A 13,493-nucleotide genomic window follows, 5' to 3' on the forward strand; every position below is an offset into this window, starting at 1 on the left:
GCCGGTGGCCGCTGGTAGCGTTGAAATCGGGGGTCCCCCTCACGGCGGGCGCCGGCAAGGTCGCTCTCAGCTGCCTCCCCGTCGTGAACGGCAACGCTGAGGCATGACTGGCACTCCACCCAGTGTCGCGAACCCTCGCGCGGCGGGCCGGTGATGGGCTCAGCGGTGGTCCGATGTCGTGAATGACTCGTTCAAGACGTCGGACGACAGGAAAGAGTCCTTCACGACATCGCGAACCCGTCCCCGGCGGACGACTTTGCCGGAACCCTGCCTCGCGGCGGGGCCAGGATGTCGGCAAAGCCGCAGCGCTCCTCGGAGATGCCGAGCCGGCGTGAACGGCACGCTGAAGACACAACCGGCGCCCCACCCAGACCTCCCCGCAACCCCGATACGAAGCCAGAACACGGCCGGTGGTGCCGGGTCAAGGCACGCTTTCCCGCCTTGACGCGGCACTACCGGCCGTAGTCACAATTCCGGCTTCGGGGTGGTGGGCCACCAAAGCCCTACGGAACCGCAGGACTCCCGCCATCAACAACCGGCAGCCCAGCCCCAGCCCAAGCACGAAACCCGCCCACGAGATCCGTAGCCCCAGCCAGCCCCAACCGCTGCAAGTCCGCCGCGGCCAAGCTCGACGAGTACCCCTCATTGCACAGCACGATCACCGTCGAGTCCGCAGTCACCGACGGAAGCCGCCACTCGCTGTCCGGGGCCAGCCGCCACTCGAGGTGGATCCGCTCGACGATCACCGCTCCCGGGATCTCGCCCTCGGCCTGCCGGTTCGCGAACGGCCGGATGTCGACGAGCAGCGCGCCCGCCTCCTGCAGCTCCCGCGCCCGCGCGGGCTCGACCCGGTCCAGTCCGGACCGCGCCGCGGCCAGGAAAGCATCGATCGCGCTCATCCGTGGACGATAGCGGGCAGCGGAGGGATCTCCGCCGGAACGTCGGCGAGCGAGGTGTACTCCCGAGTCGGCACCAGTGGGGGCGAGTACGCGTGGACGCTCGCCGCCGGCTGGTCGCCGATTCCGGTGACCTGGTGGGCCCGGCCCGCGCCGAAGCCGATGCCCTCGCCGGTCACGTGCGTGCGGCGGCGGATCGGGCCGCCCGGGTAGCGGTACTCCTCGCCGAGCTCGCCCTGCAGGACCGTGAACGAGCCGGACGCGCCGCCGTGGTCGTGCGGCTTCGTGTGCTGGCCCGGCAGCCACGACAGCAGCCACAGCTCGACGCCGTCCGTCAGCGCCAGGCGGGCCCACCAGCGGCGGTCCTCGTCGAACCGCAGGATGCCGCGCAGGCCCGCGGTCAGCTCGGTCGCGACGGTGGTGGTCAGGTCGGCCAGCTCACGCGGGGTCCAGAGCAGCCGCGACGGGTGCAGCAGCTCGGGCAGCAGCGGGTCGGTCAGCCGGGGGTGGATCTCGACGGACGGCCGGACGATGGATGTGGTCAACTCGGGTGCTCCTCGGACGCGAAGGTGATCGGGACACGGGGGCAGCGCGGCCCCACACCCGTGCGGGGTCAGAACCGCGCGCGCGTACACCCGGCCGAAGCGACGAGGAGCAGGTCGATCGCGCGACGGCGCCAGAACGAGCCCCGGGTCACCGGGGGCACGGGCGCGTCGGCGGACATGCGGCGATGGTGCCACACCGCGGCCTTCCGGGCGGCGGTGTTCCAGGTCGTGGAACGGTCGTGGAACGGACGCCGACCTGCGTGTTCACCGTCTCACCCGGGCGGGTGCGCACGCGCGCGCGACGGCAGACAGAATGGGCCTCGTGAGCGAGCCGATCCAGCCCAGCGAACTTGACGACCTCGTGGTCCGGATGGCCGGTGTCGGCGTCCGCCGGGGGACCAACGACCTCCTCGCCGGCCTCGACTGGACCGTCGAACTGGACGAGCGCTGGGTGGTGCTCGGCCCGAACGGCGCGGGCAAGACCACCCTGCTGCGCCTCGCCGCGGCCGAGCTGCACCCGACCACCGGCGAGGTCGACCTGCTCGGCGAGCGGATCGGCAAGGTCAACATCTTCGACCTGCGCCCGCGCATCGGCTTCACCTCGGCCGCGATCGCCCAGCGCGTCCCGGGCGACGAGCTGGTCAAGGACGTCGTGGTCAGCGCCGGCTACGCGGTGCTCGGCCGCTGGCGTGAGGAATACGACACCCTCGACATGGCCCGCGCGACCGAGCTCCTGGACGCGATGGGCATCGGGCACCTCGCCGAGCGCACCTTCGGCACCCTGTCCGAGGGCGAGCGCAAGCGCGCGCTGATCGCCCGCTCGCTGATGACCGACCCCGAGATGCTGCTGCTCGACGAGCCGGCCGCGGGCCTGGACCTGGGCGGCCGCGAGGACCTCGTCGCCCGGCTGTCGGACCTGGCGATGGACCCCGACGCGCCCGCGCTGGTCCTGGTCACCCACCACGTCGAGGAGATCCCGCCGGGCTTCACCCACGCGCTGCTGCTGCGTGACGGCCACGCCGTGGTTTCCGGGCTCGTCGACGACGTCATCACCAGCGAGAACCTGTCGAAGACGTTCGACCAGGACCTCGTGCTCGAACGCTCCGGGGATCGCTTCTTCGCCCGCCGTCGCTAAGCTGACGCTTACCGGCCGGTAGCCTGCTGGCAGTCCGTCAACGAGGAGGAGTGGCGTGGGAGAGTTCGTAACCCTCGAGGTCAAGGACGGGGTCGGTACCCTCCGGCTCGACCGGCCGCCGGTCAACGCCCTGAACGCCCAGGTCACCGCGGAGTTCGCCGAGCTGGCGAAAGAGGTGACCGAGCGCGACGACGTCCGCGCGGTGATCCTCTACGGCGGCGAGAAGACCTTCGCCGGCGGCGCGGACATCAAGGAGATGGCCGCCCGCACGTACCCGGAGATCGCGAAGTTCGGCGCCACCCTCACCGGCACGGTCGCGGCCATCGCGAACATCCCGAAGCCGGTCGTCGCGGCCATCACCGGGTACGCCCTCGGCGGCGGCCTCGAGCTGGCCCTGGCCGCCGACTGGCGGGTCGCCGGCGACAACGTCAAGGTCGGCCAGCCCGAGATCCAGCTCGGCGTCATCCCCGGCGCGGGCGGCACCCAGCGCCTGGCCCGGCTGATCGGCCCGAGCAAGACCAAGGACCTCGTCTTCACCGGCCGGTTCGTCAAGGCCGAAGAGGCGCTGCGGCTGGGCATCCTCGACGAGGTCGTCGCGCCCGACGACGTCTACGCGGCCGCGCACAAGTGGGCCGCGCAGTTCGGAGGAGGTCCGGCGATCGCGCTGCGCGCGGCGAAGGCGGCCATCGACGGCGGTCTCGACCTGGACCTGGAGAACGCGCTCAAGCTCGAGTCGCACCTGTTCGCCGCCCTGTGGGCGACCGAAGACCAGAAGAACGGCATGAAGTCGTTCATCGAAAACGGGCCCGGCAAGGCCACTTTCGAAGGGAAATGACGCCTTGACCGACGTGAACGACCCGGCGCCGAACCCGCACGCCACCGCCGAAGAGGTCCAGGCCGCCTACGCCGACCCCAAGCTGGCGAACGTGCTGTACCACGACTGGGAAGCCGGCACCTACGACGAGAAGTGGTCGATCTCGTACGACGAGCGCTGCATCTCCTACGCCACCGACGTGTTCAACGCCGTCGCGGGCGAGGACGGCCAGCCCTACCAGCACGCGATGGAGCTGGGCAGCGGCACCGGCTTCTTCCTGCTGAACCTGATGCAGGGTGGCGTGGCCAAGAAGGGCTCGGTCACCGACCTCTCGCCCGGCATGGTGCAGGTCGCGCTGCGCAACGCCGAGAAGCTCGGCCTCGACGTCGACGGCCGCGTCGCCGACGCCGAGCGCATCCCGTACGAGGACAACACGTTCGACCTGGTGGTCGGGCACGCGGTGCTGCACCACATCCCGGACGTCCAGGCGGCGTTCCGCGAGGTGCTGCGCGTGCTCAAGCCGGGCGGCCGGTTCGTCTTCGCCGGCGAGCCGACCAAGGTCGGCGACTTCTACGCCCGCAAGCTCGGCCAGTTCACCTGGTTCCTCACGACCCGCGTGACGAAGCTGCCCGCGCTGCGCGGCTGGCGGCGTCCGCAGGAGGAGCTCGACGAGTCCTCGCGCGCCGCCGCGCTCGAAGCCGTGGTCGACATCCACACCTTCGACCCGTCGGAGCTGGAGTCGTGGGCCCGCGGAGCCGGCGCCCAGGATGTCCGTGCCGTCACCGAGGAGTTCGCCGCCGCCTTGGCCGGCTGGCCGATCCGGACGTTCGAGGCCGCGGTGCCTTCGGAGAAGCTGACCGTGCGGTGGCGGATGTTCGCCTACCACCTGTGGCTGCGGCTGTCCGCCGTGGACAAGAAGGTGCTGTCGAAGATCCTGCCGCGCGAGCTGTTCTACAACGTGATGATCACCGGGACCAAGCGGCCGTCCTGAGTTGGGTTATCCGTTCAGCCTCGGCGACGTCGCCTACCTGCGTTCCGACGCGGGTGCGGCGGCGCTCGCCGAGGTCTCGGCGCTGCCGCTGACCGACCCGATCACGTCCGTGGCGGCCGTCCGCCGTCTCGTGGGTGAGGAGCACGCGGCCGCCGTCCTGGAAACCATGCTGCTGCGGCGGAAAGCCGTCGGCAGGCTGTCCGGTGCGGACTGGTTGTTCACCTCCGACGCGCTCCAGCAGGCGAGCGCGTCGATCGTGGCGCGGCACCGGGCCGCGCGCCTGACCGGGCTCGACGTCCACGACGTCACGTGCTCGGTGGGTGCGGACCTCGTCGAAATCGCGCGGGTGGCGCGGCGCACTCTCGGGTCCGATGTGGACCCGGTGCGGCTGGAAATGGCACGCCACAACGGGCTTGCCGCCGGTGTCGCGTTCGGACTCGCTCGGGCCGACGCCCTGCGGCCGGTCAGCCGCTCCGGAGTCGTCGTCGCGGACCCGGCCCGGCGGGACTCGGCCGGGCGGCGGGCGTGGAAACCCGCCGACTTCGCCCCGCCGCTCGACGGCCTGGTCGAGGTGTACCCGGGACGTCCGCTGGCGATCAAGTGCGCGCCCGGTCTGGACTTCGCGCTCACACCGTGGGCGGACGAGGTCGAGCTGGTGTCCCTGGACGGCCAAGTGCGCGAATCCTGCCTCTGGCGCGGCCTCGGCACGGGCGTCACGCGCCGGGCGACGGTCCTGCGTTCGGACGGCACACAGTGGACGGTCACCGACGCCGAGCCCGACGAGCTGCCCGCGCGCGAGCCGGGGGAGTGGATCGTCGACCCGGACGGCGCCGTCGTCCGGGCGGGCCTGGTCCGGCACTACGCGGCACGGCACGGGTTGTGGCAGCTGGACGAGCGCATCGCGTACCTGACCGGGGACACCCCGCCGCCGGGGGTGCGCGCCTTCCGCGTCCTGGAGCAGGGACCCTACAGCGAAAAGGCGCTGAAGGCCGTCCTCAAACGGCACGACGTCGGACGGCTGGAAATCCTGGTCCGCGGCCTGGACGTCGACCCCGACGCGCTGCGGCGCCGGCTGAAACCCCGCGGTGGGACGGAAGCCTCGGTCGTGCTGACGCGGATCGGACGATCACCCGTGGCGTTCCTGTGCCACGCCGAACGCGTCACATGAACAGAAACTTTCGAAGGGTGGAACTCCCGGTGAACGTCACGTAGGTTCCCCGGGTCGTCAAGTTCCACTGGAGGGTTCGCCGTGTCGAAGAAATGGTCAGGTCTCGTCAAGCTCGCCGCCGCCGCGGCCGTCGGCGCCACCGTCGCCTCGGGAGCCACCGCGCTGGCCGGCTCGGACGAATCGACCGCCGCGCGCTCGAAGGAGCCTGCCAACATCGGCCAGGTCAAGCTGGACGTCAAGGCGTACTACGGCGACTACCTCGACGCCGCGGGCAAGCACCACTACTCCGACACGAGCCAGTTCGCGAAGGACACCACCCGGATCGTCTCGGACGCGAAGCGCTTCCTGCAGCAGCAGCTCGGCCGGGTGAAGAACCCCGCGGTCGTGCTGGACGTCGACGACACCTCCGAGGTCACCTACGGCTGGGAAGCCGACAACGACTTCGGCTTCGACCCGGTCAAGCAGCAGCAGGCCATCGACAACGGCACGTTCGTGGCGAACAAGCCGGTGCTGGAGCTGGCCAACTGGGCGGCGCAGCACGGCGTCAAGGTGTACTTCCTGACCGGCCGCAACGAGTTCCAGGGCCCGCAGTCGCTGAAGAACCTGGCCAACGAGGGCTACCCGGCCCCGGCGGGCGCGTTCTTCAAGCCGAAGACGACCGCGCCCGACTACCTGCCGTGCGGGCTGACCTGCAACACCGTCCAGTACAAGTCGGGCACGCGGGCGCACATCGAGGCGACCGGCGCGAAGATCGTCCTCAACCTCGGCGACCAGTTCAGCGACCTCGAAGGCGGCTACGCACTGCGTCCCGTGAAGCTGCCGAACCCGATGTACTACCTGCCCTGACCCGGAATATCCGCCCGCTCCGGCGTGCTGCACCTGAGACACAGGACACTCAGGGAGCTGACATGGCGAAGCAGGTTCTGCAGCCGGGCCCGGACCACCCGATCACCGTCGAGCCGACGAAGGCCCGCGTGGTGGTCAAAGCCGGCGGGCGCGTCGTCGCCGACAGCCGCAACGCGCTCACCCTGCAGGAATCGACGTACCCGGCGGTCCAGTACATCCCGCTGGCCGACGTCGACTCCGCGGTGCTGGAGCGCACCGCCCACGAGACGTACTGCCCGTACAAGGGCGAGGCCGGCTACTACAGCCTGAACGTCGGTGACGTGCAGGCCGAGAACGCGGTCTGGACGTACGAAAAGCCGTACGACGCGGTGGCGCCGATCAAGGACCACGTCGCGTTCTACCCGAACGTCGTGGACTCCATCGAGCTGGTCGAGGACTGAGCTGGACCTCGACCTGCTGAGGACGTTCCTGGCCGTCCACCGGGCGGGTTCGCTGACCGGCGCGGCACCGTCGCTGGGGTTGTCCCAGCCGACGGTGACTGCGCAGGTCAGGGCCCTGGAGGACCAGCTGGGCCGGCAGCTGTTCGTCCGCCGCGCCCGGGGCGTCACGCCGACCCCGGCCGCCGACGAGCTGGCCGCCCGGATCGCTCCGCACGTCGACGCGTTGTCCGAGGTCGCGCCGGGCCCGGCCGACCCGTTCGCGGCACCGGTGCACCTGGCCGGTCCCGCGGAGCTGACGACCGTGCGGGTGCTGCCCGCGGTGGCGGGCCTGGTCGCTTCCGGCCTGAAACTACGGGTGACGTTCGGCCTGGCCGACGACCTGCTCGCGGGGCTCGCGCAGCGGCGGTTCGACCTGGTGGTCTCCACGATCCGTCCCCGCGGCCGCGGGTTCACGGCGACGCCGTTGACCGACGAGGAGTTCGTCCTGGTCGCCCGCCGAGGCTTCGACGGTGACCCCCGGACGGCGCCGCTCGTGGCCTACGCCGAGGACCTGCCGATCATCCGCCGCTACTGGCGAGCAGTGCTCGGCGGGCGTCCGCCGTCCGGCCCCGCGGTCGTCGTCCCGGACCTGCGCGCGGTGCTGACGTGTGTGCTGGCCGGGTTCGGTGTCAGCGTCCTCCCGCGGTACCTCTGCGCGGAGGAGCTGGCGTCGGGTGCGCTGGTCGCGTTGCTGGAGCCGGAGGAGCCGCCGATCAACACGCTGTTCGCGGTGACGCGGACCGAGCCGTGCCGGGCGGGTCCGGCGGCGGTGCGGGACGCACTGCTCGCGGACGCCGCCCGGTGGTGACTCACCCGGTGTAGCCGGCGAAGATCTTCGCGAACTCGTAGGGCGACTGCGGCACGTTGGTGCACTTGTAGAGCGCGCCGGTGCACGCGTTGGCGTCGCGGCCCTGCTCCCAGAACGACAGCATGCCCAGGTGCACGGTCTTGGCGAAGGCGACCAGCGCCTTCGCGTCCTTCTGGTAGAAGATCTCGTTCTGCGAGTCGTTGACGCCGATCATCGGGGTCACGCCGACCTTCTTCCACGCCGCCGAGTCGCTCAGCCCGTACAGCGACTTCAGCTGCGCCTGCGTCGCCTTGGCCGCCGCGATCGCCTTCGCGCCCTGGTCACCGGCGCCCTGGTAGTAGTCCATGGCCATGATGTTCACCAGGTCGAGGTTCACGCCGGCGTCCTTGGCCGCCTTGACGACGTTGAGCCCGTTCGCGTCGAGGCCGTTCGGCAGCACCGGCAGCGTCAGCGAGATCTTCAAGCCGGGGTTGTTGTTTTGAAGCGTCTTCAAGGCCTGGGACCGGCGGGCGATCGACGTCGGATCGGCGACGGCCGCGCCTTCGATGTCGAAGTCGGCGTACTTCAGGCCGTACGCCTTGACGACGGCGTCGTACTCGGCCGCGACCTGCGCGGACGTGCTGCACGCCTGCGCCAGCTCGATGCCGGACGCGCCGCCGAAGGAGATCTTGACGTCGCCGCCGGCGTTGCGGATCTTGGTGATCTCGTCCTTCTGCCACGCCGTGCGCGGGTCGTAGGCGCCGAACCAGCTGGCCTTGCAGCCGTAGGAGTTGACGAACGCGAGCGTGAAGCCCTTGACACCGCTCGCCTTGGACATCGCCGACAGGCTGGGCGTCGGCCAGGCGCCCATGTCGACGTAGGGCCCGACCGGGATCGGCGAGCCGGCCGCGGCGCCCGCGGGGGCGGCGAGCCCGGTGCTCAGCAGGGTGACGCCGGCCAGCGCGGCCAGCAGGGAACGGAGACGCATGGGGAAACCTCCACGACGAAGGAGTTCCGGTCATGATTGGTATAGACCATTAATATGGTCCGGACCATAGGCCGATCGGGGTACCCCGCTGACCGGGAACCCGTTCAGGTCCGGCGCCGCGTCAGCCACCACTCCGCCACCAGGAGCGGGACGACCCAGCCGGTCCACGTGGTGATCCCGGCGATCGCCTGGCCCATCGCCAGTTCGCTGCCGCCGAAGGTGGTGTCCACCTGCGGGGCGAGGACGATCGCCCACACCACGCCCCAGATCCGGTTGCTGATGATCGACAGGCACAGTGCGAAACTGCGGACCATCCAGCGGCGGTGGTCGCCGAACCGGCGTGCCCGCGCCATCCGGTAGCCCTGCACGGTGCAGCCGAACCAGAGTGTCGCGAGCAGGACGTTCGACACGGCGCCGACCGGCCCGAACGGTGCCGCGAGCGCGATGGCGAACCCCGCGACCGACGCCGGGATCGCGCCGGCGAACACGTACACGCGCCCGGTGCGGCGGTGCACCGCCGGGTGCTTCTGCCGCAGCCACGGCCAGATCTGCAGGGCGCAGGTGACCATCGCGATCGTCGCGAAGCCGATGTGCGTGACGAGCACGGGGTAGTACCAGCCGGTGGGAGCCGGGATGCGTGACCGCGCCGGGTCCAGCCCGAGGTACGGCGGGAGTGAATACACCAGGAACACCGTGACGAGCAGCCCCAGCGGGAAGACCCACGGGCGTCGCCACCACGGTTTCGTGTGCTGTTCGATCTTCGTCACGCTTGCCCCCATTTCGTACGGTGTATTCGAACCGTATGAAGAGCGCGCTCGATCGACAATTACTCTTGTGACTAATGGGTGAGTACCCTGAAACCGTTCTAGGTGTGCCCGTGGAGTGTTCTAGTACGGATGGAGTGTTCGTGGCCGAAGCGCCCTACCTGCGGATCGCGGCGGACCTGCGCCGGCGGATCACCGCGGGGGAGTTGCGGCCGGGTGACCGGGTGCCGTCGACCCGCGCGCTGGTCCGCGAGTTCGGCGTCGCGATGGCGACGGCGGCGAAAGCGCTGTCCGCGCTGGGCGAGCAGGGCTGGGTGCGCGCGGTGCCGGGCAGCGGCACCGTCGTCGCCGACCGGACGCCGGTCAAGCCGCCGCTCGGCCGCGACAGCCTGGTCCGCGCGGCCATCACGCTCGCCGACGCCGAAGGCCTCGCCGCGCTGTCGATGCGACGGCTCGCCGCCGAGCTGGGCGTCGGGCCGATGGCGCTGTACCGGCACGTCCCCGACAAGGACGAGCTGCTCCGGCTGATGGCCGACGTGGCGCTGGGCGAGGCGGAGCTGCCGGAACCGGGCCCGGCGCCGTGGCGGCCGCGGCTGGAGCTGGCCGCCCGCGCGCAATGGCGGGCCTACCGGCGTCACCCGTGGCTCGCGCCGATCCTGTTGAACTCGCTGGTCCGGCCGCCGGTGCTGGCGTCCGGGCTGCGGCTGGTCGACTGGTCGCTGCGCGCGCTGGCCGGCACCGGGCTGAAGCGGCGGGTGAAGCTGCAGGTGGTCATGACGCTCAACGGCTGGGTCGGCGGGCTGGCGGTGAGCAACGCGTTCGAGGTGCAGGCCGAACAGGACACCGGCATCACGGGCGACCAGCGGCTGGCGTCGGACATGGCCTTGCTCGCCGGTTACCTGGAATCGGGCCGGTTCCCGGTGCTCGCGGAGGTGCTGACCGGCCTCGAGGACGTCGGCCTCGACGAGGCGTTCGAGTTCGGCCTGCGCCGCCAGCTCGACGGCATCGCCGTGCTGCTGGGCGAACACTAGACTGGACGCGGTGCTGATCACCACGGAACGGCTCACGCTGCACGCGTGGTCCGAAGACTTCTTCGACGAACTGTTCGCGATGGCCCAGATCCCGGAGACGGTCCGGTACGTGGGCACGGGCGAGCCGTGGACCCGCGAGTACACGCTCGCCAAGCACAACGCGACGCTCGCGCACTGGGCTGAGCACGGCTTCGGCTGGTTCGCGGTATCCGCGGCACCGGGTTCCTTCGACGGCGTGGTGTCCTTGGTCCGCCGCAACGCGACGGAGTCGGGCCTCGGCGTCCCGGCGGTGGAGATGGGCTGGTGGATAGCGCCCTCGGGCTGGGGCCGCGGCTACGCGACGGAAGCGACGACAGCGGTGCGGGACAAGGCCTTCGAGGCCGGTTGGGCCGACCGGCTGCTGGCGGTGTACGAGCCGGTGAACAAGGCGTCGGCCCGGGTGGTGGAGAAGCTCGGCTTCACCCCGCACAGCAAGTTCACCCTGGACGGCCGGGTCGAGCAGCGGGCGGTCCTGGACCGCCCGAGCTGACACCGGTTCAGGCGGATGCCGGCACCGGAACGTCGCCGACCCACCGGTGGACCGCCTCCGCCAGTCCCGCGTCACCCGAGGTCCCGACCCAGGCCACGTGACCGTCCGGCCGCAGAAGTACCGCTTCGATGTCCGAACTGGACCAAGACGCGCTGACCACGTCGATCGCCGCCGACCACGACGCGAAGGCGCCCGTCAGGTCCAGCAGTACCGGCCGGCCGGCGTGCAGCAGCGCGGCCAGGTGCGTCCGCGTGCCGGAAACCGTCAACGGCACGTCCGGCGCCAAGCGGCCCAGCCACGGGTGGCCGCCCGGCTCGTAGCAGGCGTCCAGCCCGGTGATGATCTCGGCGAGCGCGCGGTTTCCCGCCGGGTGCGCGGCCAAGCGGCGCATCAGGTCCGCCCACGGCTCCGCGCCGGCCTCCTCGAGTGCCACCTGCGCTCGCGTGTTCGCCAGGATCCGCTCGCCCGCCGCGTGCCGCTCCTCGTGGTAGGTGTCGAGGAGGTCCGCGGGCGCCGTTCCGCGCACCGTCGCCGCGAGCTTCCAGCCGAGGTTGAACGCGTCGTCGAGGGCGACGTTCACGCCGATCGCCCCCGCGGGCGGGTGGATGTGCGCCGCGTCGCCCGCCAGCAGGACCCGTCCGGAGCGGTACCGCTCGGCCAGCCGTGCCGCGTCGCCGAACCGGCTCAGCCAGCGGGGTGCCCGCAGTTCGACGTGCCGGCCCAGCACCGCGTCCACCTGCGCCTGGAGCCGGTCCAGCGTCACCGGCGTGTCCTTGTCGGCGGGCGGGTCGTCCTCCCGGACGACGATCCGGACGTACCCGGGCCGCGGGATGACGAACAAGCTCCGGCCGTCCGGTCCGGACGAAGGGCCGTACGGCAGTTCGCATTCGACGTCGCCGAGCAGCGCGAACCAGCGCGCGTCGACTCCGGGGAAGGCGATGCCCGCCTGCTTGCGCACGGTGCTGCGCCCGCCGTCGCACCCCACGAGGTACCGGCACCGGAAGTGTCCATTGTGGAGCTCCGCGGTGACGCCGTCGTCGTCCTGGGTGAACGTCCGCAGTTCGTGCCCGCGCAGGAGTTCGGCGCCGAGCTCGATGGCTCGCGCCTCCAGGACCTCCTCGACGCGGGTCTGCGGGATGCCCAGGGAGAACGGGTGGTCCGTCGCCGCGTCCGCGAGCAGCAGCGGCCCGGGCAGGCCGGTGACCGGCGCGTGCGGCACCCGGTGCCCCTCGGCGACCAGTCCTTCGGCCAGCCCGCGGCGGGCCAGCAGGTCCAGCGAGCGCGAATTGAGGTTGAACCCGCGGCAGTACGGCGGGCGCTCGGCGTGGCGTTCGACGATCGTGGTGCGGACGCCGGCAAGGGCGAGCTCCGCGGCGAGCAGCAGGCCGGCGGGACCGGCGCCGGCGATGAGGACGTCGGTTTCGGGCATGGCTCTTCCCCTCAGAAGTGTTCGGGCCAGGGCAGGGAGCCGGACCGGATTTCGGCGGCGGTGCGGCGGGCCCAGTCCAGCTCGGCCCGCCAGGCGTGCCGGACGAACTCGACCTCGATCATGAACAGCCGCGGTGCCCCTTTGCCGACGGTCTCGGCCAGTGCCGTGTCCGCGCCGTCGATGCGTTCGGCGAGGTGGCGCGCGCGTTCCTCCAGCGCGTCGGCGGCGCGTTCCGGGCCGAGCGCGCCGAGGTAGCTCACGGCCGCGACGAACTTCGGGTACTCCGCGACCGGCTCGCGGACCAGTTCGTCGAGCCAGGCGATGAACTCCTGGCGGCCGAGTTCGGTGTGCGCGTAGACGGTCCGCTCCGGCCGGTTGCCCTCCCGGACTGTCTCGACGGGCTCGATCCAGCGGTGCTTCGCCAGTGACTCCACCGTGTCGTAGAGCGAGCCGGGGTTGATCTTGAACGTCGAGTCCTTGTACCGCTCGCGCAGCGTGGACGCCATTTCGTACGGGTGCATCGGGCGTTCCAGCAGCAGGCCGAGCAGGGCCAGGGCGAGGGTGTTGCGAATCTTGCGCGGCACTAGTCGCTCCCTATTAGTCGGAACCGACTATACGGCGTCCGTCAAGCGAGGTTGTCGACGCAAGCGCGCAGGAGGTCCGCCAGGTAACGCCGCTGGTCGGCCGAGAGGTCGCCGAGCATTTGTGCCTCGACCTGGGTGACGAGGTCCTCGGCGGTGCGCAGTTTCGCGCGGCCCGGCGGTGTCAGCGCGACCGGGCGCGCGCGGCCGGTGCTCGCCTGCTCGGCGACGGTGACCAATCCGGCCGAGCGCAGGCCACTCAGGACGTCTCGCAGCGACTGCCGCGTGACGAAGGTGATCCGCGCGAGTTCGGCCGACGACGCGCCGGGGTGGTCGTCGAGCGCGCGCAGGACGGCGTACTGCGACATCGACAACTCCAGGGGGCGCAGCCGGTCGGTGCAGGCCTGGTGCAACGCCTGCTGGGCGCGTTTGAGCAGGTAGCCGGGCCGGTCGCCGGTCGTGGCTGGACTCATGACAGGGACCTTACACACCCCTCGGCCGGTCGCGCAG

The 13,493-nt window shown here is 71.1% G+C and carries 16 protein-coding genes; 9 read left to right on the plus strand and 7 right to left on the minus strand.

All coding sequences use genetic code 11. The features are described 5' to 3' along the window. Positions 1–503 precede the first annotated feature (503 nt). Both AB0G28_RS20460 and AB0G28_RS20465 read right to left on the minus strand, forming a co-directional pair. Positions 504–899, minus strand: coding sequence for a rhodanese-like domain-containing protein (locus AB0G28_RS20460; protein ID WP_361090830.1), 396 nt, complete (start codon positions 897–899; stop codon positions 504–506). Next, entirely contained in the window at positions 896–1,441 is a 546-nt protein-coding gene (locus AB0G28_RS20465; protein WP_361090833.1) for a cysteine dioxygenase family protein, read from the minus strand. The genes AB0G28_RS20460 and AB0G28_RS20465 overlap by 4 nt, the downstream gene beginning before the upstream one ends. A gap of 313 nt (positions 1,442–1,754) precedes the next feature. On the opposite strand from AB0G28_RS20465, the gene AB0G28_RS20470 reads away from it, so the two are divergent. From AB0G28_RS20470 to AB0G28_RS20500, 7 genes are all read left to right on the plus strand, one after another. Beyond that, the gene (locus AB0G28_RS20470; RefSeq protein WP_361090836.1) at positions 1,755–2,576 is read left to right on the plus strand and encodes an ABC transporter ATP-binding protein; all 822 of its coding nucleotides are present in this window, start codon (positions 1,755–1,757) and stop codon (positions 2,574–2,576) included. A gap of 55 nt (positions 2,577–2,631) precedes the next feature. Further along, positions 2,632–3,411: an enoyl-CoA hydratase-related protein gene (locus AB0G28_RS20475; RefSeq protein ID WP_361090839.1), complete on the plus strand. Its 780-nt coding sequence runs from the start codon at positions 2,632–2,634 to the stop codon at positions 3,409–3,411. A gap of 4 nt (positions 3,412–3,415) precedes the next feature. Further along, entirely contained in the window at positions 3,416–4,381 is a 966-nt protein-coding gene (locus AB0G28_RS20480) for a class I SAM-dependent methyltransferase (protein WP_361090842.1), read from the plus strand. A 1-nt stretch (position 4,382) separates the two neighbouring features. Beyond that, on the plus strand, positions 4,383–5,549 hold the full coding sequence (locus AB0G28_RS20485) for a class I SAM-dependent methyltransferase (protein ID WP_361090845.1): 1,167 nt from the start codon (positions 4,383–4,385) through the stop codon (positions 5,547–5,549). 81 nt (positions 5,550–5,630) lie between these two features. Beyond that, the gene (locus AB0G28_RS20490; RefSeq protein ID WP_361090848.1) at positions 5,631–6,395 is read left to right on the plus strand and encodes an HAD family acid phosphatase; all 765 of its coding nucleotides are present in this window, start codon (positions 5,631–5,633) and stop codon (positions 6,393–6,395) included. A 62-nt stretch (positions 6,396–6,457) separates the two neighbouring features. Then, positions 6,458–6,835, plus strand: coding sequence for a DUF427 domain-containing protein (locus AB0G28_RS20495; protein WP_361090851.1), 378 nt, complete (start codon positions 6,458–6,460; stop codon positions 6,833–6,835). A gap of 16 nt (positions 6,836–6,851) precedes the next feature. Further along, a complete protein-coding gene (locus AB0G28_RS20500; protein ID WP_361091160.1) occupies positions 6,852–7,682 on the plus strand; it encodes a LysR family transcriptional regulator in 831 nt (276 codons plus the stop codon). Between the two features lies 1 nt (position 7,683). Here AB0G28_RS20500 and AB0G28_RS20505 read toward each other — a convergent pair whose 3' ends face one another. Together AB0G28_RS20505 and AB0G28_RS20510 are read right to left on the minus strand one after the other, a co-directional pair. Beyond that, complete coding sequence (locus AB0G28_RS20505; RefSeq protein WP_361090854.1) at positions 7,684–8,649, minus strand: chitinase; 966 nt, start codon at positions 8,647–8,649, stop codon at positions 7,684–7,686. Positions 8,650–8,753: 104 nt separating this feature from the next. Beyond that, positions 8,754–9,416 carry a DUF2306 domain-containing protein gene (locus AB0G28_RS20510; protein WP_361090857.1) on the minus strand — a complete coding sequence of 221 codons (663 nt, stop codon included), beginning with the start codon at positions 9,414–9,416 and terminating at the stop codon, positions 8,754–8,756. Positions 9,417–9,556: 140 nt separating this feature from the next. Between AB0G28_RS20510 and AB0G28_RS20515 the strand changes: the two genes are divergently transcribed. Both AB0G28_RS20515 and AB0G28_RS20520 read left to right on the plus strand, forming a co-directional pair. Beyond that, a complete protein-coding gene (locus tag AB0G28_RS20515) occupies positions 9,557–10,444 on the plus strand; it encodes a TetR/AcrR family transcriptional regulator C-terminal domain-containing protein (protein ID WP_361090860.1) in 888 nt (295 codons plus the stop codon). A gap of 10 nt (positions 10,445–10,454) precedes the next feature. Next, a complete protein-coding gene (locus AB0G28_RS20520) occupies positions 10,455–10,973 on the plus strand; it encodes a GNAT family N-acetyltransferase (RefSeq protein WP_361090863.1) in 519 nt (172 codons plus the stop codon). A gap of 7 nt (positions 10,974–10,980) precedes the next feature. On the opposite strand, the gene AB0G28_RS20525 is transcribed toward AB0G28_RS20520, so the two are convergent. The 3 genes from AB0G28_RS20525 to AB0G28_RS20535 are packed head-to-tail and all read right to left on the minus strand — an operon-like array spanning position 10,981 to position 13,456. Next, positions 10,981–12,402 (minus strand): FAD-dependent monooxygenase, encoded by a 1,422-nt coding sequence (locus tag AB0G28_RS20525; protein ID WP_361090866.1) that lies wholly within the window; start codon positions 12,400–12,402, stop codon positions 10,981–10,983. Between the two features lie 11 nt (positions 12,403–12,413). Further along, positions 12,414–12,986: a PadR family transcriptional regulator gene (locus AB0G28_RS20530; protein ID WP_361090869.1), complete on the minus strand. Its 573-nt coding sequence runs from the start codon at positions 12,984–12,986 to the stop codon at positions 12,414–12,416. A gap of 41 nt (positions 12,987–13,027) precedes the next feature. Then, positions 13,028–13,456: a MarR family transcriptional regulator gene (locus AB0G28_RS20535; protein ID WP_361090872.1), complete on the minus strand. Its 429-nt coding sequence runs from the start codon at positions 13,454–13,456 to the stop codon at positions 13,028–13,030. Positions 13,457–13,493 lie beyond the last annotated feature (37 nt).

Origin of the sequence: Amycolatopsis sp. NPDC021455, from assembly GCF_040640995.1 — a bacterium.
GTDB lineage: Bacteria > Actinomycetota > Actinomycetes > Mycobacteriales > Pseudonocardiaceae > Amycolatopsis.

Bases quoted from the DNA above. Each gene is read 5' to 3' on its own strand.
- AB0G28_RS20535 (WP_361090872.1), bottom strand. From the start codon at position 13,456: ATGAGTCCAGCCACGACCGGCGACCGGCCCGGCTACCTGCTCAAACGC.
- AB0G28_RS20470 (WP_361090836.1), top strand. From the start codon at position 1,755: ATGGGCCTCGTGAGCGAGCCGATCCAGCCCAGCGAACTTGACGACCTC.
- AB0G28_RS20495 (WP_361090851.1), top strand. From the start codon at position 6,458: ATGGCGAAGCAGGTTCTGCAGCCGGGCCCGGACCACCCGATCACCGTC.
- AB0G28_RS20505 (WP_361090854.1), bottom strand. From the start codon at position 8,649: ATGCGTCTCCGTTCCCTGCTGGCCGCGCTGGCCGGCGTCACCCTGCTG.
- AB0G28_RS20525 (WP_361090866.1), bottom strand. From the start codon at position 12,402: ATGCCCGAAACCGACGTCCTCATCGCCGGCGCCGGTCCCGCCGGCCTG.
- AB0G28_RS20460 (WP_361090830.1), bottom strand. From the start codon at position 899: ATGAGCGCGATCGATGCTTTCCTGGCCGCGGCGCGGTCCGGACTGGAC.